Source organism: Draconibacterium sediminis, from assembly GCF_000949475.1.
In the GTDB taxonomy this organism is placed as follows: domain Bacteria; phylum Bacteroidota; class Bacteroidia; order Bacteroidales; family Prolixibacteraceae; genus Draconibacterium; species Draconibacterium sediminis.
Window position 1 is genome coordinate 421,227 of record NZ_JRHC01000001.1, and the last position, 19,879, is coordinate 441,105.

Here is a 19,879-nt window from a genome sequence, read left to right on the forward strand (position 1 = left end):
ATATGAATAAAATTATATCAATTTCAATTGCTTGGCAATATCATAAGTAAACTTTGCCATTGGTCTTTTGTGAATTTCATCCGGATTAGTATAATTACCAACAATTAATCGTTTAACAATTGTTGAGTCAGGGAAGAGAGATTCATAATTGCGAACTAAATCTTTACGGTATGATTTGTTGTAAACAAACGCTTTATGAATTAATTCTTCAGCAAGGTCTTTTTGAGTTTCATAAACCTGAGGTATACAGAATAACTCAGTATGATTTTCTAATAGTCCATCATTTCCAAGAACGGTATTAAATTCAATTTTTATATGTTCCAGATTTTTGTTTAGCCAATACTTCTCAATACTATTCTTTTCTAAAGAAAATCTGAATACATCCAAGTTGTCTCCTTCAGTATAAAGTTGAAATTTAGCATCTTTATCATGCTTTGCTCTATTACAATTTGAACAACAAGGGAAAAGATTATAAAATGAAGTACATAAAAAAGGATACTTAGATTTTGGAAAAAAATGGTCTAATTCCAAATTTGCTTTTGCCTGTTGATCTATTACCTGTTTTCTTCGTTTACCAGTTTTATAGGTCTTATCCAGAACTACTGTTAACATGGCATTGCAATATACACAGGCTTTTATACCTACTTCTTTAAGAATTGGAATAATATCTTTTTCCCGGAGGTCTTTGTACCTCATGGATTCGACTATCTTTTTATAAAAGTCCTCTGAAATCTGAGTATTCGGGATAATATTTTCAAACTCAGAAATTAATATATTCTGTTCCGTTGGTTTAGCTTTTAAGATCCTGTCATAGTTATCCACGATGTGTTGAATATAACTTTTCTTCTTTCTCCCTAATACTGATGATTTTAACTTAATCAAGCTATCCTTTGGATGTTTAAAATTTCTGTCATTAAACAAATTGGTGCAAAAGGAATTAACCTTTGTCTCCAATGTGGAATCTATTTTTATCCGCCTCATTGCTTTCTGTTTTTAAGTATGGACTGAAGTTCGGCGATCTGAGCTTCTATATCATCATCAGATCGAAAATTTCCATTATACTTTGCTTGCAACATATCTTTTATGAGTGGCTCGCCAATTATGTCGATTAGCTCTTGGGCAGTTGTTTCGTTATATTCAGAAGGTTTATCAGGATTATTTAAGAAAGAAATTAATCTTTCTATTTTATCTTTTGCATAATTCCCTATCAAGCCATCTTCAAGAAAAAATGATTCTGCAAGGAGTTCATGAATATTGGCTGCGAATATTCTCTTTTTAGAGATGTCCTCAATGTTGGTTACTCCTTTTTCATCCTTTTTTAAAAGAATAACATTATCATTATGTAAATCAGAAAGAAAATAAGGACTATGTGTTGTCAATATTAGTTGGACAGTAACGTCAACAAATTCTTTATTAAAAAACTCAACCAACCACTTTAAAGAGTGCTTTTTCCACTCAGGGTGGAATCCAATTTCTGCTTCGTCAATGAATATAATGAGTGAGTTTTTTTTCCCCTCTTCATCAATTTGGTTCTCCTTTACAACTCTATATAATCGAGAAAACAAGGAATAGAATGATTTTTCACCCGAACTTAACCCATCACCCAAATAGTAATTGTTGCATCTCTTTCTAAAACTATAACCATATTTTAATAATTCTTCCTCTTTAGTGATGTGATTATTTAACAGTTCTTTTGTCTCGGGATCATTATCAACATAAAATACATCCATCATATAAAATCGCCAATCAGTAGATTTTTCATTGTTAGATCTTGTGTAAGATGGATGATATTTATGGTTATACTTTGCTTTTTCTAATATTCTACTAAAAGTTTCAGTTAAATCTAAGATTGATTGTTTTTCTTCAAAATCATTTGAACTATTATTAAGTACAAACTCAGAAATCAACTCATCATCGTATTTTTCATCGGGGATTAAAATTCTAGATAAATTTAATTTGTAGAGTTTGAATTGCAATTCTTTGAATAAAACAATATCTACGTCCAATTCTGAATCGACCTTTTTATTATACTCATAATAAAGTTGATCGAAGATATTATGCTCAACAGATTGATATTTTCCGCCCGATAAATAACGATTTGTGCCTGAATAATGAAGCTCAACTGTGAAGTATCTAGGTTCTTTAAACGGAAAGAAGTCGGGAAAATTTAAAACAAATTTTGTGTAATGATAATTCTCCTCAATATAAAAAGCTTCTATATCTGAAACTTCATCACCTCTATGTTCTTGTCTTATCCTTAAATCATGGCGGTAAGTATTTGATGGACCATAATGTATATCATCAGTTAAGTATCTCTCGGTAGAAATATTTTTCAAATTAAATTCATCAAGATTACCGCTGCTTAGATCAATCACATTTGAATAATATACAAAACCGACCTGATCGCTGTTCTCCCTCCATTCGTGAGCTATATGTTCAAATAATGGGGATTGCTCAAAAGCCAGAACTTTATAACCTTCTTGTTCCAAAACTTCAGCATTAACACCTAAAAGATCTTTCTGGTAAAAGATAAAATTTCCGATACACAATATTCCATCGAAAGGTCGATTAAATGTTGCCCCACTGTTATTATACGTAGCTATTGACCTTATTAATAATTCACTTAAACTACTTTTTCCACAACCGTTCTTGCCGGCAATGGCATTTATTGAAGTAATGTTTTTACCAAAATGAAGTACCGGTTTCTCTTTTGTTAATACTTCAAATTTTTCCCCGTTATAATTAAAATAGTCTGTACCGGAATGACATAAGTTTACCCCAAAATCTTTAAATACTCGGAAATCTTTTGTCCAAACGTATTTGAGTTCCATATTATGCTATTTACTATTAATATATCCCAAATCTTTATCCTCAATAAAAGCGCATCTCTTACAAAGTGTTTTTACTCCTTCAAATGCTAAATATCTCTGTGTTGATTCATGCAATAGATTTATGGCTTCTATTACAATTTTATTCTTGTTTTTTTGAAGTAGTATACGGATAGAAGAGTAGTAGTCATCTTTTGCAAACTTCTCTATAAAATACTCTTTGTTTGTATCAATATCCACATATCCTCTGTCGGTTTTTATTGCAAATTTTAGTAATGGCTCATCAAATTCATGATGACATTTAATACACCGGAACTTCGGTTTCATTTTTGACCTTTCCGATAAGGTAGCTGATTGGCAGTTAGGGCATTTTTTAACTTGCTTTTTATTCTTGGTGATGTACTTTGAGAAAGCCGTATTTGAAAACGTCCTTTTTAGGAGTTTAGGCATTGCTGCAGTGATATATCTTTCTTGAACTTGACTAAGAATGATACTATATTCCGGTTTCCATCCATGTTGAATGGTCAAATTATCTGTAGAACCACAATTCTCACATTGGTCTTTGAGATATTCTTTTCGTTTATTCTTCCACTCGGCGGTTTCCCAAGGTTTTGAACCTTTCTTAATTAATCTCCAATATTCTTCAATGGATATTTCATTATTGTTTAATTGATCTAACAGTTTAGTACGTTTATCTGAGGCTTTCATTTAGCTTGATTTATTCGTTACTTCCCATACTTCATCCCAGGTTCAGCAACCATCCTACCACCATCACCTTTCATCTTTCTTACTTTTCCACCTTTAGGTTTGCTAGGTTTACTTAATTCAGACTTGGCCTTCTTAATCTCTGCCAACAACTCCCGGGCATCACCATCAGTAGGCAATTGCTCCACCAACTCGCCTTTAAAGGCTTTGGTTAAAACTGATTGTTTAAGTGAATCTATTTTATCAAGTATATTTGATTGCCATTTAATACTTGCAGAATCACATACTTCGAGAAAACGCTCAGCAACTTTTTGTATTTTTTCAGGAGCAACAGGATATTTAATGTTTATGAGATATTTAAAATAAAGTCTCGATCTTACACTTCCCTGAGTGTTTGCACTAATTTCTAATAATCCACCCTTAGATTTTAGGAATTTTAATAGCAATCTGGGTGAAAGTAAATTTGTTACTCTAAAAACAATATAGTCTGGACTTGTGATGGCTACCTCATTTCCTTCATAAATGCCTATGGAGCCTATATTAACTCTCATGGCATTATAAACGAAATCTCCCGGACGAACAATCTTATATTTTTCAAATGTTTTCTTTTGACCAACATCCAGATCAATGATTCCTTTTTGAGCCGAAATCCCGACCTTTCTTTTTCCTTCCCAATCTTCACCTATTCTCTCTGTACCTTCTTCTAAATATCCTTCAAGCGTCTTTCTTTGATAATATTTCTTAGTCTTTTCATCAACAAGACAAGATTCAACAAAATCATTAACCTTGCCTTGAAAATTCTGCCATCGGCTTTTTATTTGCTCCAAATGCCCAAATAGTACATCGAGCTTTTCTACAATGTGGTTTTGCTCTGGGAGTGGGGGAAGTGGGATTTGTATAGTTGAATAATCTTTGAATTTTAGGTTCCTTAAGTTATTACTTCCTCCTTGATAATTAACGACTTCCCCAGTCTTATAAAAATATTGTAGATAGTGATTAATGAACTTTTTATTTAAAACAGGAACTATTCTTACCAATCTTAGAAAGTTGGTACAAACCCGTGGAAGATCCCGTTGAAAAGAAAACACATCTTCATCAATATAAACAGTTCTACCTACAGGCTGATCTGGTCCTCCTCCTGATATTTCCAAGAGAATATCACCGATTTGTAATTCACGATTTGCTAAACTGGAGTTTTTTACCGCTCTAACAGAAGCCGTATTTCCTTTATCTTTTTCCCAATTTTTTATTTCACTTCCTCTAATACAAATTACTTCAACAAATTCATCATCAGAAATTTTTTGAGGGTCCTTTCCCCAATCCCCTCCAATTACATGAAGAAATAATTGTTCCAGTTCAATATTAATCCAATTAGTTGGCAATTCCTTCCCCATTAGTTTATCTCCTTAATTATTGCCTCCAGTTCGCCCATAATTCCTTTTAACTCGTTCATTACTTCGTTGGCAATATCAAGGGGATTGCCCAGGTTATTGCCGTTGCTTACGCTTTCGTCAGCAATCAGTCCCAGATCGAGCGAGTCGTTTTTTTTGGCAATCTGCTCACGGGTAATACATTGCCAGCGTTCGTCGGTAATAGCTTCACGTTTTTGTTGGTCAATATCTCCGTTGTAGGTTGTGGCTACATCTTCGAGGCCAATACCTCCAGTATAGGCTTTTATAAAGTCACCAAAAGCAGCGCGGGTAAAAGGAGTACGTTTGCCATAACTTGGTACGTTTGTACGCATATCGTAGTACCACACATGGTCGGTGTTTCCGGTTTCGGTAGTTCCTCGTTCAAAAAACAGTACATTGGTTTTTACACCCTGTGCATAAAATATTCCTGTAGGTAAACGTAGTATTGTGTGTAATTTGCATTTGTCCATCAGGTCGCGGCGTATTTTGGCTCCGTCGCCATCTTCAAACAAAACATTGTCGGGTAACACAACTGCTGCTCGTGCACCGCCTTTTTTGTGCAACGAGCGGTATATGTGTTGTAAAAAGTTCAACTGTTTGTTGCTGGTGGGAAAAGTAAAATCATCACGGCTGGGGCGTTCTCCTCCTTTTTTGGTTCCAAAAGGCGGATTAGCTAACACACCATCGTAACCGTTTAGTTTTTTACCGAACTCACTAAGTGTATCGTCGAGGAAAATAGGACTTTCCAGACCGTGCAATTTGGCATTCATTAATGCCAAACGGTGGGCATCTTGCACCAGTTCCACTCCACTTAGTGCTTCCTTTTCCTGGAAATCACGTTGTTTCTCGCCTACACTGTATTTGTAATCGTAACGGTGCAAAAGGTATTGGTTAATCGAGATTGGGAAACCAAAAGTACCACAGGCCGGATCGTTCCATCTTTCACCCAGCTTTGGAGCCATTAATTCCACCATTACATTAATAAGTGGTCGAGGAGTAAAATACTGTCCGGCACCACTTTTCTTTTCTGTGGCGTTGCGTTCCAGTAGGTCCTCGTATATGTCGCCCATTACATCGCGGTCGTGTTCTTCATACCAGTCCAGTTCATCTATACTGCTAATCAGTGTTTTTAGGTTCACCGGTTTACGGAGCGTGGTAGAAGCATTGGTAAAAATTTCTTTTATGCTTGCACTGGTACTTTTTGTACTAATTGTGGCCAATAACTCTCGATAGGTATCAAACAGCTCTTTGTTGTCTTTAATTGCCGTTAGCGTTCCCCAACGGTATTCCACGGGAATTTCATTTTCAAATCCTTTAACTTCACTAAGTTTTATAAAAAGAATAAAGGTTAACTCGTTTAAGTATTGGTGGTAGGTAACGCCATCATCACGAAGGACGTTGCAAAGCATCCATAATTTTTGGGCTATTTGTTCTGCGCTCATTTTGTATATTCCTCACTAAGTCTAATTCCACAATAACGCGCCCAGAGCAGAATGCTCCATTCACGTGTTTCCTCATCAATTTCTTGCTTCTGTATTGTTGATATGAAGTCTGTAAAGGTGATTATTTTAAAGCGATTTTCACCGTCTTTCAGCATATTTTGAAAGGCTAATCCTTTGGTTGTGGCATTGTCATCTTTCTCATAACAAAACAATCCGCTGTATACCACATCATAAGCTCCGTTTTGCAGTGCCGACTCCAGAATAAGTTGGTTCCTGAAAAGCTGATTGTATTTAGTTCCGGTTACTTTATCATAGTCGGCAGAAAAAGCTGCCGATTCATCAAACAACCTTTTGTACTTATCGTTTCTGTATACTTTGGGAGAGAAAGGTTCGGAGTATTTAGATTCCAGTCCGATCAATCCATTTTTACCATCACCTGAAATAAATTCAATAGCAACATCGTGGGCAGAGTTATCATTATTTCTTGCAGCATTTGGAGCAAATTCAAAATGAATGGCTGTTACATTTTTGATGGCGGGATAAAAGTATTGGAGTACTTTGGTAGCCATGTTCAGATTATATTTCAACCGACCAAAAAAGTTAAAACATAAGGGTTGACTTGAAAGAAGATTGTTGAACAGCCTTTTTTCATTGATCATTCCCTTTGATTTATTATTCCTTTGTTCCAGTGTTTCCTTCACCGCTCTTATTGCATATTCATCAAGAAAATTTGAGAATGATTGTTCGCCTCCCGAAATACTACTTCCAACCGTTTCACCTGACCTCATCGGATGTGGCCCGGATTCTTCCCCCAAAACAAATGTTCTCCACCAGCTTTGATGTAAACGCAGACGCTTTTGGAGCTGGTTATCAGAAGGGGATTGAGGTCCTATTCCCAGCGCATTTTTCATTTAGAAGATTAAAATTGATTATTTTACCTTAAAACCATATTTCAACAACATTCTCGGCAGATAATCATCCAGACTTTCAATATGTGCATTCTCCAACTCAAGAAGGTTAAGATGATTGTCTTTATAAATCATTTTTTTCTTTTCTTTTCTGGCTTGGTATTTTTCATCGTTTTCCATCCCCCAGTATTCAATGTAAACTGCTTTACCATTATTCTGAGATGGAATGTAGAAGTCACAATATACCTCATCCTCAATGGGAAGTCGGCGTTCATAGGCATGAGCAAGTCCGTATTCGTACAGCGAATTATCAATCAGTATTTCACCCCGGGAACGAACCAGATGTCCATCTTTTGTTCGGAGGCCTGCCGGAAATTTTTCTCTGAAGTTTTTAGAATCTTTTAGATCTTCAATAACTTCTGTACTGTCATTTGTCTCTGGTTGAAATATGTCAGTACTATTATTATCACCGGTACTAATCGAACTAATTAAAGTCTTATTGTTTAGCAATTCAGGAGGCCATAATACAAAGGTGGCTCCGGATGTGTGCTCAAATTCAACTCCACCAACTTTCTTCCCCAGGTTGGTCACCGACCATCCTTTGATTGCTTTTTCAATCCAGCCAATTTCAGATAAAATCAGATTTACCTTTTGGGATGACAGTTTAAATCCCTGGCCGATTACTGTTGCATTTATTAGTTGATTATTATCGGTAGGTTCAATGGTGTCTGGATCAAAATCATAAGGCCAGACAACATACTCTCCGAATTTAGGATGTGAGGACATTTCGCCACCACAATCTAAACCCCTTGGTGTTAAGCACCATTTCCCATTCTCTTTATAAATTAGGTTTAATTCACTTAAATACTCAAATAATTCTTTACTGCTCATTCCTAAGTCTTTCGACAGGGCAGATGTGCTGATTTTTTGTGTTAGTCTTGACATGGTTCTGGTTGCTATGCTATGATATTGTATAACTGCTCATTCAGAGTTGTAAGAATATCATCAAGTTCATTATTAAATATCTTATTAAGTCGTTTGTATCCTCCACTTTCAGCAAAGGGTGCATTGTCCAGATCTTCTTTCTGGATAATGTTTTCTTGTAAAAGTTGCTTTTCAAAACGTTCAATCCATTTGATTTGGATTGTATTCCACTTTTTAAGTTGCTTTACCTTTTCAATAGCTTTGCGGATCCGTTCTTCGTGGCTTATTAGTGCGTCTCCAATCGCAAAGGTTCGAATCAGGGAAATTATATCGGCAGCAATATCTTCGTTTTTGGTATCATTCCATGCGGCATTAAGAGACTTTATGTTATATCCCTTAGCATCCAATATCAGATATAACTCCTTTAGTGAGTTTCGATCAAGTTCTTTGGGCCGTGTGCAAATCAGTTTCAGTGCTGAAATTTGATTTAGGTTCTCTTCTATGAACTGTTTAAAGCCATCAAGATAATCTTCAGGTTTTTGTCCTTGCCCATAACCACGTTCAATTCCTCTAAATTCATCCTCATGATCAGAAACCAATTGAACCGATGGAGCGGGTTTTAATTCATCTAAAAAGTGCCAAAAGCCTGTTTTATATTCTTTTATCGCTGCCTTTGGATCATTGTTCTTTCTATCGCTCAAGCCTTGAATGACTGTATCAAAATCTTTACCACCGGAATGATATTCAAACTTATCTGTATTCCCTGGATTCAGATATTGTTTTTTTCGTTGCATCTTGGCAATTATCTGTTCTATTTGTAGTTTGCAACGATCTTGTGATGTTATATCTTCTATCTCATCAGCCAGTTGCTTAAATGAAGTTTTTGGTTTAATGGCAATTGGCTTCATTTGTGTATAATCCTGCAAGACTTCATACAAACGAACGGCATCGTATACTTTAAATACTTCCTTATTAATCTCGGGACATAAACGGGTAGCACGCCCAAGCATCTGCTCGTACAATATCCGTGATTTGACACGGCGAAGGAAAACAAGATTTGAGATTTTAGGAACATCAATACCGGTAGTTAATAAGTCAACGGTAACTGCAATATTAGGCATCTGCTCATTTTTATAGCGACGAACCGATTCAGAAGGATCATAACTTTTGCCTGTGATTTTCTTTATACACTCGTCGCCTACATCAACACCAATATCTTGGTATTCCTGCTTGAAAATGTCAACTACCAAATCGGCGTGTTCGTCAGTCGCGGCAAATACCAATGTCTTTTCTTCGCCATCGGGATCAATTAACTGAACCAGTTGTTTAATTACTGTCCGATTGAAACTCTCAGTAATTACCATTTTATTGAAACCTTCAATTTCAATGTTCAATTCATCTTCTAGTTGATCTAATTCAACTACTTTGTTGCTTTCTTTGTCAAATGCTTTAGGTCGTTCTCCTGCTTTCCAGGTTATCCCTTCCTCACTTAATTTGGTTTTAATTACATGTGGAGGTTCATGATCGATAAGGTAACCATCAAGAACAGCCTCACGATAAGAATAAGAATAAATGGGGCTACCAAATATCTCGGTAGTATGTAATGCAGGCGTAGCTGTTAATCCAACAACGGTTGCGTCAAAATAGTCTATAACTCTACGGTATTTGCTCACATAATCGTTCTGGTCTTTAAAAGTAAGTTCCTCATCGTCCATTTCACGATCAAGTAAATAACCACGATGTGCTTCATCAACAATAATACAATCATAGGCATCTACCGGAAGTATTTGTGAGTCATTCTCTGTATTGAACAACCTTTTAACCATACTTTGTACGGTGGCAAAATGTAGTCGGGTTTCTTTCTCCGGGATAAGATCAGTTAACTCTTTTACTTCATAAATCTCGGCAAAAGTATTCAAGTCCTCCACCTTATTGTCCTTGAAATTACCGAGTGCCTGTTTGGCCAATAACCTGCGGTCGACCAGAAAAAGTATTCGTTTAAAACGATTTGTCTGAATCAGGCGGTAGCATAACCCGATAATGGTTCTTGTTTTTCCTGTTCCAGTGGCCATAGCCAGTAGCATTCTGTCTACCTCCGGTTTTTCAATCAATGATTTCTCAACTTTACTAATTGCCTCCACTTGGTAATCACGGAGACCTAAACCTGATTTATTTTTCAAAAAATCAAGAGAGTTGTCTTTCAGTTTCTTATTGGCTTTGTTGATGTCCTGCTCTAATAATCTTTTCAATCCTTCCGGAGAATACCAACCTCTTAATGGTTTAGCCAAATTGTATTTGTTTCGTACATCAAGAAACCATATTCCACTTTGTGTCCTGATCTGTTCAAGGTATGGCCGACCGTTGGTTGAAAATAAAAATGGCGCGTTATATTTCTGCCATTTCCCTATGAGTGTTGCATTATTCTCTTCTTCAGCTAATTCAGCGTATATCTTTGACTGACCAAGGTTGGTTGATATTGCTTGTCCATACCTTTTTGCCTCTACAAGACCATAAAGTTCTGTTCCGGTAAAGAGAGCATAATCGGCCCATTTATTACCAACCTTCCATTCTGCAATGGCCAAATTCTTACCTTTTACTGGTTGAGTGCCATTCAATTTAAAGTTTAGTACAGAGGTGTTAACTTCCCATCCTGCGTCGCGAAGCTGTGCATCAATCAATTCTCGTGTTTCGGCCTCATTCATATCAATAAGCCGAGCAGCTTTAGAAGCCTTTTCCTTGTACTTCTTCGTTTCTTCCTCTGTTAACTCACCAATCTTTCGTTGTTCGATGAGGCTTTTATGTTCTCCCTCTAGGTGCTGGTGCTTTTCTTCCAACTCCTTTAGTTGTTTCAAGAGATTTTTGTAATCTGACTCCAGGTCAACTTTTTCAGGTTTATGAAATCTAACATCTGAAATATCTTTCTGGTCATCAGAATATGAAAGATAAAACCACTTAGATACCTTGAAACAGCTAAACAAAGTTGTCATGGCATATCCACTAAGATCATTAGTAGAGTGAGCTGCCTTATTTCCTGTTTTTCTTATGTTATGAAATAAACTGCTTATGTTATTCTCCAGGAGGCCATCCTCAGAGAGCAGACAAAGCCTTGAAAAAGTACTGTCGTCATAAGGAAACTCAAGCTGATGGATTTGGAAAATAAGCTCCACAATCCTTTCCCCAAGCAGCCTCATCTTTATTAAGGATGAACTTGGATCATTGTGAATGTAATTTTCAGCCAACTCTCCAAGCTGGTGAAGTATTGGAAATTCTTCTTTTAAAAAGCCAAAATTACTTTTCATAGTCTGGCTTGGGATAATTGATGGTTTGCTTTTCTAAATTTAACAAATGCTAAAATTAGCAAACCAGCAACAAAAATCAAGTTGTTTTACAATAAATTAATTGAGGTCTATTATGGTATCCTTTAAGAGTAGAAATATTTAGAGAACATTATTAGTTTTCAAGTCTTACTTGATGATAATGTTTTTTAACCTATGAGATTGAATTCTTTTGTGGAGTTTAAGTCCCGGTATTTAATAAGTAGACAGTGAAAGGAACAAAGCTAGGGAGTATAGATCAATTAATAAAGACGTGAAATGACTATTGGTGGTATTAGAGTTTGATATCGCGGAAATCCAATTTATTTAGATCAATTCTAATTATAGTTAATAATACTACATTTTAAGAAATCGATAAATATTATTTTTAAATTTGGTTACTTTGATTAAACCTGGCTGAGCCCTATACAGATGCAGAATTGAGTTGTGGAATAGGCAAAGCCCCATAAATGCATTATCATGACCATCAAAATTAAAACAAAGGTGCATTGTTGCTTTCTTGTTTTTCTTACCATTATCGCGCAAAGCTGCGAAAGTAAAAGTACAAAAACTGCAAAGAATATCACAAATTTTGAGTCCGCCAATATAGAGGAAGTTAATCAAATTGATATTCCAGAGGCAAAAGACGCAAGAGTAGATTTCACTATTGAGAATTCAGGTAGTATGTTTGGCTACGTTAGTTCTGCCGGAAAGTTCACGAATGTTGTTAATAGACTAGCAGGTGATCTTGATCTGAGCTGTAAATCTATTAACTACAGTCTACGGAATGGAGCCAGAATACCTATTGGGAATTCTCTGAATGACTTAGGCAGTACATTGACTGTTAAAGGCATGAATGTTGGGAATGTCCTGACAAGTGATATAAATTTAATGTTGAATGAAGCGCTTGAGAAAGCAAAGAAAGGAGAAATAGCTGTTCTTATAAGCGATGGAATTTATTCTATACCTGGAGATCCAACTTCGATCTTGGCAAGTCTTCAATCGCTTTCAATGCAAACACGCAATAATTTTGTAAAAGCCTTACAAGACGCAGACCTTATCACCTATATGGTTAAACTTAATAGCAATTTCGATGGTCGATATTATCCCGCATGTGGCGGAGTGAATGTAATAAACCAGAAGCGACCATACTATGTTTGGATTATTGGCCATGCAAATCAAATGCAAGAATTATTTCCAGATGGTTACTTCGAGAACCTACCAGGATTTGAGAATATCGTAAAATTTATTAAACTGGAAGAAATGGCCCCAAATTGTGGTCTTGTACAGTATAATCCTAAAGGAAGATCAAGATATAGGAACGACCTCGAGCTTTCTAACGTCAGTCTGCACCATGGCGAGTTTTCTTTTTCCATCGCATTCGATTTTTCAAAGCAGCTTCTGCCGAATAGTTACTTTGATGAATTAGATATTTATGAATGTAACTTGGATTATTCGATATCTTCTGTTGTTCCATTTGATAACCTTTCTCCAGATCAACAGGCTGGTGCCCAGGAGCCTATTAAAACGCACGGTGCGACCCATGTCGTAACATTTGAAAAGACCGGAGCTCCATGGGGAGAAATGGAAATTTCAATTTTAAATAAAAAACCTATATGGATTGATGAGTCAAGCACTACAGATGATTGTGCAGTCGTTGACACCACGAAAACGTTTGGTCTTTCATATCTAATAGATGGCATTACCAAAGCATATGACAAAGTGAACGAGACCCCAAACTTAGCTGAATACAGAATTAGTATAAAACAATAAATTTATCAATATGAACCTGAATGATGTTCTTGCAAATTTGTATGAAATGGATTGGTTATATGACCAGCCCTTTAGTCTAGAGTTGTATAACAATGGGGCATATGTCCTACTTTTCTTATCTGCTTTAGCACCATCGTTTATTTTTATGGCAATTTTTTACTTTTTAATCAAGTATCCATTCTGCAAATGGTATCATTGGCTCATTGTATTAATTGCGGGATTAATAGTAACCGATGTACTCACCCAGCGAGTCTTATATAATTTTCTTGCAGTTCCTATTGCTAACTCAGCACAAGGAATAAACAGTTTTCTTTTAAAACAAATACTACTTAACTCATTCCTTTCACTGCTGTTTGGTTTTATTGCTACACTAATATTTAAACGTGCGCCGCTTCCACAGCATAATATTCCATGGTCTAAATCATAAAAAAATATACTATGCCTAAATTATACATATTTGGTATTGGCGGAACTGGATCCCGCGTTTTGAAAGCATTTACGATGCTTTTGGCTTCGGGCGTTAAGCTTGGGAATGATATAAACTCTGTAGTTCCCGTCATAATAGATCCCGATGCTTCAAATGGTGATTTAAATCGTACTGTTGATATAATCAAATTATATCAAAGTATTAGAAACGAAATTACTGATCCTGGCGAATTCTTTGGGACGAGGTTGGAAACCGTTTATCAAACTCAAAATAATTCACCATTTGCCGCTGATCAGCTACAGTTCAATATAAATGGTGTCGAAACGAAAAAATTCAAACAATTTATAGGAGATGGTGCTTTTTCCCCACAAAATGATGCAATAAAGGAACTTTTGTTTTCCGACAACAATCTTGAAGCGGATATGAGTGTCGGATTTAAAGGACACCCTAATATTGGTAGTGTTGTATTAAAGTCACTTGTCGATAATCCTCAGTTTGCTCAATTTGCCCAATCTTTTCAAAGAAACGATAAGATATTTATTGTTAATTCAATTTTTGGAGGTACAGGTGCAGCTGGCTTTCCATTGTTATTAAAGGTATTGAGGAGTGGGGATCCCAAGATTACTAATTGTCAGGATATTCAAAATGCTCATATTGGTGCAATAACCGTATTACCATATTTTAATGTAACTAACGATACTGAAAGTCAGATTAGTTCTGACACGTTTATGGAAAAGGCGAAATCGGCTATGGGATATTATCAACGATCAATTATTGCCAACAACGAGCTGAATGAGTTATATTACATTGGAGATGACCTTCAAGCTACTTTTAAGAACAATGAAGGAGCAAAAGCTCAAAAAAATGATGCGCATTTTGTTGAACTTGCTTCTGCACTTGCAATATTTGATTTTGTTAAGCAACCAGGGAATAATACTCAAACACAATTCAAGGAATTTGGAATACAAGATGGTTCTAAACAAGATTTCACAATGTTGGATGCTACAACACGTCAACTTATAACAAAGCCAATGAGTAAGTTCGCAATGAGCAAATTGTACTTAAAGGTTGGATTGTCAAAAGTTCGAAGTGCTAATACATTATGGTATGTAGGAGACTTAACAAAAACAAATGAGGCTTTTTTCAATTCCCCATCTTATACACATGAGATTGAACGATTCCAAGATTACTTTGAAGAATGGCTAAATGAAATGGCACTTAATAAAATGCCCTTTTCACCTTTTAATTTAAAAGTAAATAATAAAAATGCCCTATTTTTTATAGAAAATGTTAAACCAAGAAAGAAAGGAGTGATAAGATCAGATGATAGTTTTGATGGTCTTACCAAGGAGAATAACGAATGCTTTAAAAATTTTAACTCACACACTCCAACACACCAGTTAATAAAAATGTTGGAGGCATCAACGGAAAAGATATTAAATCAAAGAAATCTGATCTAAAACCTATTGTTATGGCAAAAAAAGTTCTTCGAATACATAGTGGAGCGGTTAATACCGGCTGGTTTAATTCAACTCCGCCCTCTCCAAATGCAATTGCAGAGATATCTTCAAATAACAAAACCGGGAAGGTTGCAACCTCAATCCCAAGTCCATTTGCTCGAATTGATCTAGTTAAAAATGCATTTAAAGAAATTGCGGATTCCGGTAATCTGGATGGAACAGAAGATAACCACAAACTCGTTTCCGATGCTTTGGATGTTGCCCAACTGTTTTTTGAATTCGATCAAGTAAAAAATCGTTACCCTAATGCAGAGATTATAGCGTGGAATCCTGTTACCGATGTTCAATCGGCACAATCAATTGCTAATACAAAAATATTTGCTGATACTCTTGAATTGTTTTGGAAGCAAGATGGTTCGACGTACAACTTTAATTTAACGAATCATCTTTTTATTCTAAAGATTAATTATAAAGTTATTGGCGCGACATCACCGGCAACTCTATTTTTTGCAGCTCCTGACGCACATAGAACTGATCTTAATTTTAGTTTTGGTAACGTTGTATTATTTGATGCCAACTACGAAGCAATTTACGACAGAGATGACGAATTTATCGAATTTATCTATGCAATGTACAAACAGCCCAATTTTGCATCACTTTTCCCAGAGGTATATGATTATTTGACCAAGGCTTTGGCGACTATACAACAGCAAAATCCAACTCTTTGGAACAAGTTAATGCAATTTAGTCAAAATACACTTTCAACCTTTACTCCCCTAAATGTAACTGGATTACCATTGGTAAATGTATGTGGATTAACTGTTTGCAAGAATGTCCTTAATCCGGTTATAATTGAGAGCAATAGCGGCTTTACGATTAAAGCCTCAAAAAATATTTCTAACTTAAAACACAAGCCATTAGTTCTTCCAGTGGAGAAGTTCTTTTCTGCCTGGGTATATACAAAATCTGGTTCTGTTTGGGATTCGACTACAACTGTACCTGAATCTGATCCAACTCCTGTCTCCAAGCGCATTTTACCCGGCCAAGCAGTTCAGTATCCCTATCTGACAATGAATGATTTTCTGGAAGATGCTATCATTAAACTTCCTTATGAAATTAATAAAGATGCTTTTGATGATTGTGAATTTGGAGAATATTTACTTCCATTAAAACCGTTGTTTTTTGAATTATTTGATAATGCGGAACTGGTTTCAAACAACATGATCCAAATTGATACTACTGTACCTAATGCAGTTAGGGTATCTTTGACAATTCCTACAGCTAGTGGTGCAATTACCTATAACAAATTATACCGCCAAGACTCTATTTATGAGCGTGATTTCCATCTAGGAATGTTCCCGTTAATTGAATCGCATGAACATAGCATACCAATTAATTATCATGTTGGGTTAGTGGATAACGAAGATGGAATATCAATACCATTTACTCTTGAACTTTGGGAAAAAAGTCATCAATTGCAAAATTTACAGAGTGTAACAAGAAAAGAAAAAGTAGTTGGATTGTCATCGGTTAGCTATAAATCCCGTGAATTCTTTGACAAAATTAAAATTGTTTCCAGTTCTTCTTCTGGCACAATAAGCGGATTTATTATTCCAAAGTTTAGAAGGTATCAACCCTCCTCTACGATAGCCAAAATTGCTTTCGATTTTGGAACAACCAATACTCACATTGAATTCAAATATGATGCTGCTGCTGAGAAACCATTTGAAACGGAAGGATTATATGCTTCATTCTCACGAGAGGTTAGTATCGCAGATCATATCTTAGCTGACAAGCTTTTAAAAATGGAAATCTTCCCTGATAAAATACACAAGGAAAGTCAATGTAACTATCCTTTGCGTACTGCATTGCTTACCAATCAGAATACAAACTGGGGAGCTAATCCTGAAACATTTCAAGACAGTAATGTTGCCTTCTATTACGAAAAAGAAGGATCTCAGGAGCACCATGAGATTGTTACTGATTTAAAGTGGAGAAATCTCTCAAATCCAATTGAAGGTAAAAAGTTGCAGCATTTTATTGATGGGATGCTGGAGGGTGTGAAGTACAACTTACTTTCTGATGGTATTTACCCGGCAAAGGCGGAAATAACTTGGCTTTATCCAATTAGCATGAGTATAAACCAAAAAAATCAGCTTTCAAATATATGGACTTCAGCTGTTAACAATCAATTCGGCAGTAGCACTAAAGTTTTTGATTTTCCCGAAAGTATTGCACCATATCAATATTATGCAAAAAATATGGGTCTAATGGGGCTTACTGCAAGTATTGATATTGGAGGAGGATCAAGTGATATATCTGTTTTTGATCATCAAAACCCAATACTGATTTCTTCCGTAAGCTTCGCTGGTAATGCTGTTGTTGGTGACGGGTACAATAGTAATCTGGAAATCAATGGATTTTACAGGCAATTCAAAGATAGGTTCAACCATTCTTGTGATTTGAATGAAGGGAGTGAACAGAAAGTGATTTTAAATCAAATCATTAACGGGAAAAATCCAAGCTCTTCAAATTTTAGTAGTTTCCTATTCTCAGTTGAGAAATCGATTTTTAATTATGGCGATGAATTAACTCACTCTAATTTGAAATTTTTATACCTGATTTTTTATGCTGCCCAGGCCTACAGTTTAGCAAAGACTATGAAGGGTATAGGATCTGCTAAACCATCAAATATCATTTTTAGTGGTTCAGGGTCGAAGTCACTTAATATTTTAGATAGTGATAGAAAATCACGCACACTAACAAAAGGAATATTTGATTATATATTTGATGCGGTGTATGATTCTGAAGATGCCGACATTCGCATTGAATTAACTGATCAACCAAAAGAAGTTAGCTGCAAAGGAGCCCTTAATGCATCAGCGGTCAACCTAATAGGGAAAATTGGATTTTGGCTTGGAGGAAATAACTCAAATGATAAAGTTTGTTATTCTGACAGTGACAGTACGCCTGCATTGAATTATACTTTTACTTCCGATTTTAAAACAGATATAATCAACTCAGTTAAAGATTTCTTCACCATTTTCGATGCTTATGTCAAGAAGCATAATCTAACGAATTATTATGGTATAGATAATGACGTAATGAATGTTTTTGTTGGAATGAGGGAGAAGCATTTGGAGGATTATCTTGATGCTGGTTTAAAATTAAAAAGTGAGTTGGCAAGTAGTAACGATGAAACACTAACAGAAGGAGCTTTCTTTTATCCACTTGTAGGTCTGATAAACCGACTTGGTACAGAACTCACAGAAGGTATAGACGATTAATTTAACTCTCACAGTTGTTTGGATAATTTTATCCAGACACAATACAATACAAATAATGAAATATATCCATATCCTGGGACTATTGGTGTTTTTTTTTGCAGCCTGTTTGGTCCAAGCTCAAAACAAATTGCTTGAAACATCAGAATTGAATGCGTATCAGAAGGAAGTCAAAAGGTTTGTTCCTGAATTAATTGATGCAGCGATGGGGCATTGCTTCGAAAAAACGAATGAAACCGAGAAGGAGATAGCTGGTAGAAAATTGTTCAAGGAAAAGTACATTCGAAACGTTGAATGGCAAAAAAGAGAAATGCAAATTTTCTTGCAAGATAATTCGTGGCCAGGCATAAAAGGAAGCTACGTTGAAAGACTAATTGATAAGTATATCGAACTAGAGAAACATGTAATTGATGAACAGAGCGCATTATACGCTCTCGACGATTTGGCAAGGTTTGATCCTCTGAAATATAAATTCTATTCAAATGAGATAGCATTAAGTCTTGCCGCAAATTATAAAGCAGGTATTAAAGGCCTTTCATCAAATATTGAACTAGAAAAGCGAATAGAAAAATCTACAGATGCCACTACGAAAGAACAAGAAAAGAATTATGCTGAAGACACTCCAGAACCAACTGACGATATCCTTCAGTCCTTAGAACAGGTAAATTTTCATGAGGCTACTGATAAAACTACCACAATGTCAACCATTAATTTCTATGTACTTGTAGCTGTCATATTTGTGCTTTTTGTCATTATCATCATTTTGCTTTATAAATTAAGACTGAAAAACATGCAGTTGACACACAAGAAAGAAGACCTATATTGGCAAAAGAATAATTCCAATACTGTAAGTAAAAGAGACTATGATCATCTTGAAAGAATGTTTAAAGACCTTGAATCGGATTATATCAAATTAAAAAATATAAATACAGGATCCTCTACGCCGCAGAACGTTGATCCATCAGAAAAAATATTTGAAACACTGCCCGGTGATGGTCAGAAGAAAGTGGATGAACAGGCGGCGAAGCCGAACAGTCCTGAATCAGAGATGATTGGAGAGAAAGAAAAACAATCAAAACAAGATCCAAAGGAATACTTTTTTGATGATTTTAATAACGGCATGTTCTTATCAAAAGCAAAATCGGAGCCCAAAAAATGTGTCTATAAAATTACTTCCACCAACGATTCATTTGACATCCTGGAATTAATAGTTGATAAAAATAGGATGGCAAATTACATCACAAACAAGAAAATATATTTACCTGAATATTTATGTAATATCAAATATGTACCTGGAGGTAATCAATCAAAAATTCAGAATATGATTCCAGGTAAAGTTCATCTTGAAAATGACAAATGGATTATTCAAGATAAAATTAAGCTGGAAATTAAATAAGCATAA

At 35.6% G+C, this 19,879-nt stretch carries 13 protein-coding genes; 5 read left to right on the forward strand and 8 right to left on the reverse strand.

Annotation, left to right across the window (positions count from 1 at the left end):
* Nucleotides 1-12: 12 nt before the first annotated feature.
* From LH29_RS01655 to hsdR, 8 genes are all read right to left on the reverse strand, one after another.
* A complete protein-coding gene (locus LH29_RS01655; RefSeq protein WP_045025819.1) occupies nt 13-981 on the reverse strand; it encodes an HNH endonuclease in 969 nt (322 codons plus the stop codon).
* Complete coding sequence (locus LH29_RS01660) at nt 978-2,831, reverse strand: AAA family ATPase (RefSeq protein WP_045025820.1); 1,854 nt, start codon at nt 2,829-2,831, stop codon at nt 978-980. Before LH29_RS01660 ends, LH29_RS01655 begins: the two co-directional genes overlap by 4 nt.
* A 6-nt stretch (nt 2,832-2,837) precedes the next feature.
* The gene (locus LH29_RS01665) at nt 2,838-3,536 is read right to left on the reverse strand and encodes a hypothetical protein (RefSeq protein ID WP_045025821.1); all 699 of its coding nucleotides are present in this window, start codon (nt 3,534-3,536) and stop codon (nt 2,838-2,840) included.
* A gap of 17 nt (nt 3,537-3,553) precedes the next feature.
* The gene (locus LH29_RS01670) at nt 3,554-4,927 is read right to left on the reverse strand and encodes a restriction endonuclease subunit S (RefSeq protein ID WP_045025822.1); all 1,374 of its coding nucleotides are present in this window, start codon (nt 4,925-4,927) and stop codon (nt 3,554-3,556) included.
* Complete coding sequence (locus LH29_RS01675) at nt 4,927-6,387, reverse strand: class I SAM-dependent DNA methyltransferase (RefSeq protein WP_045025823.1); 1,461 nt, start codon at nt 6,385-6,387, stop codon at nt 4,927-4,929. The genes LH29_RS01670 and LH29_RS01675 overlap by 1 nt, the downstream gene beginning before the upstream one ends.
* A complete protein-coding gene (locus LH29_RS23550; protein WP_052670535.1) occupies nt 6,384-7,298 on the reverse strand; it encodes a PGN_0703 family putative restriction endonuclease in 915 nt (304 codons plus the stop codon). Before LH29_RS23550 ends, LH29_RS01675 begins: the two co-directional genes overlap by 4 nt.
* 18 nt (nt 7,299-7,316) lie before the next feature.
* Nucleotides 7,317-8,186 carry a hypothetical protein gene (locus LH29_RS01685; RefSeq protein WP_198152323.1) on the reverse strand — a complete coding sequence of 290 codons (870 nt, stop codon included), beginning with the start codon at nt 8,184-8,186 and terminating at the stop codon, nt 7,317-7,319.
* Nucleotides 8,187-8,251: 65 nt separating this feature from the next.
* Nucleotides 8,252-11,518 carry a type I restriction-modification system endonuclease gene (gene hsdR / locus LH29_RS01690; RefSeq protein ID WP_045025825.1) on the reverse strand — a complete coding sequence of 1,089 codons (3,267 nt, stop codon included), beginning with the start codon at nt 11,516-11,518 and terminating at the stop codon, nt 8,252-8,254.
* A gap of 495 nt (nt 11,519-12,013) precedes the next feature.
* On the opposite strand from hsdR, the gene LH29_RS01695 reads away from it, so the two are divergent.
* The 5 genes from LH29_RS01695 to LH29_RS01715 are packed head-to-tail and all read left to right on the forward strand — an operon-like array spanning nt 12,014 to nt 19,873.
* Nucleotides 12,014-13,306, forward strand: coding sequence for a hypothetical protein (locus LH29_RS01695; protein WP_045025826.1), 1,293 nt, complete (start codon nt 12,014-12,016; stop codon nt 13,304-13,306).
* Nucleotides 13,307-13,316: 10 nt separating this feature from the next.
* On the forward strand, nt 13,317-13,733 hold the full coding sequence (locus LH29_RS01700; RefSeq protein ID WP_045025827.1) for a hypothetical protein: 417 nt from the start codon (nt 13,317-13,319) through the stop codon (nt 13,731-13,733).
* An 11-nt stretch (nt 13,734-13,744) separates the two neighbouring features.
* Entirely contained in the window at nt 13,745-15,193 is a 1,449-nt protein-coding gene (locus LH29_RS01705) for a hypothetical protein (protein WP_045025828.1), read from the forward strand.
* Nucleotides 15,194-15,204: 11 nt separating this feature from the next.
* The gene (locus LH29_RS01710; RefSeq protein ID WP_045025829.1) at nt 15,205-18,480 is read left to right on the forward strand and encodes a hypothetical protein; all 3,276 of its coding nucleotides are present in this window, start codon (nt 15,205-15,207) and stop codon (nt 18,478-18,480) included.
* A gap of 55 nt (nt 18,481-18,535) precedes the next feature.
* Nucleotides 18,536-19,873, forward strand: a complete 1,338-nt coding sequence (locus tag LH29_RS01715) for a hypothetical protein (RefSeq protein WP_045025830.1) — start codon at nt 18,536-18,538, stop codon at nt 19,871-19,873.
* Nucleotides 19,874-19,879 lie beyond the last annotated feature (6 nt).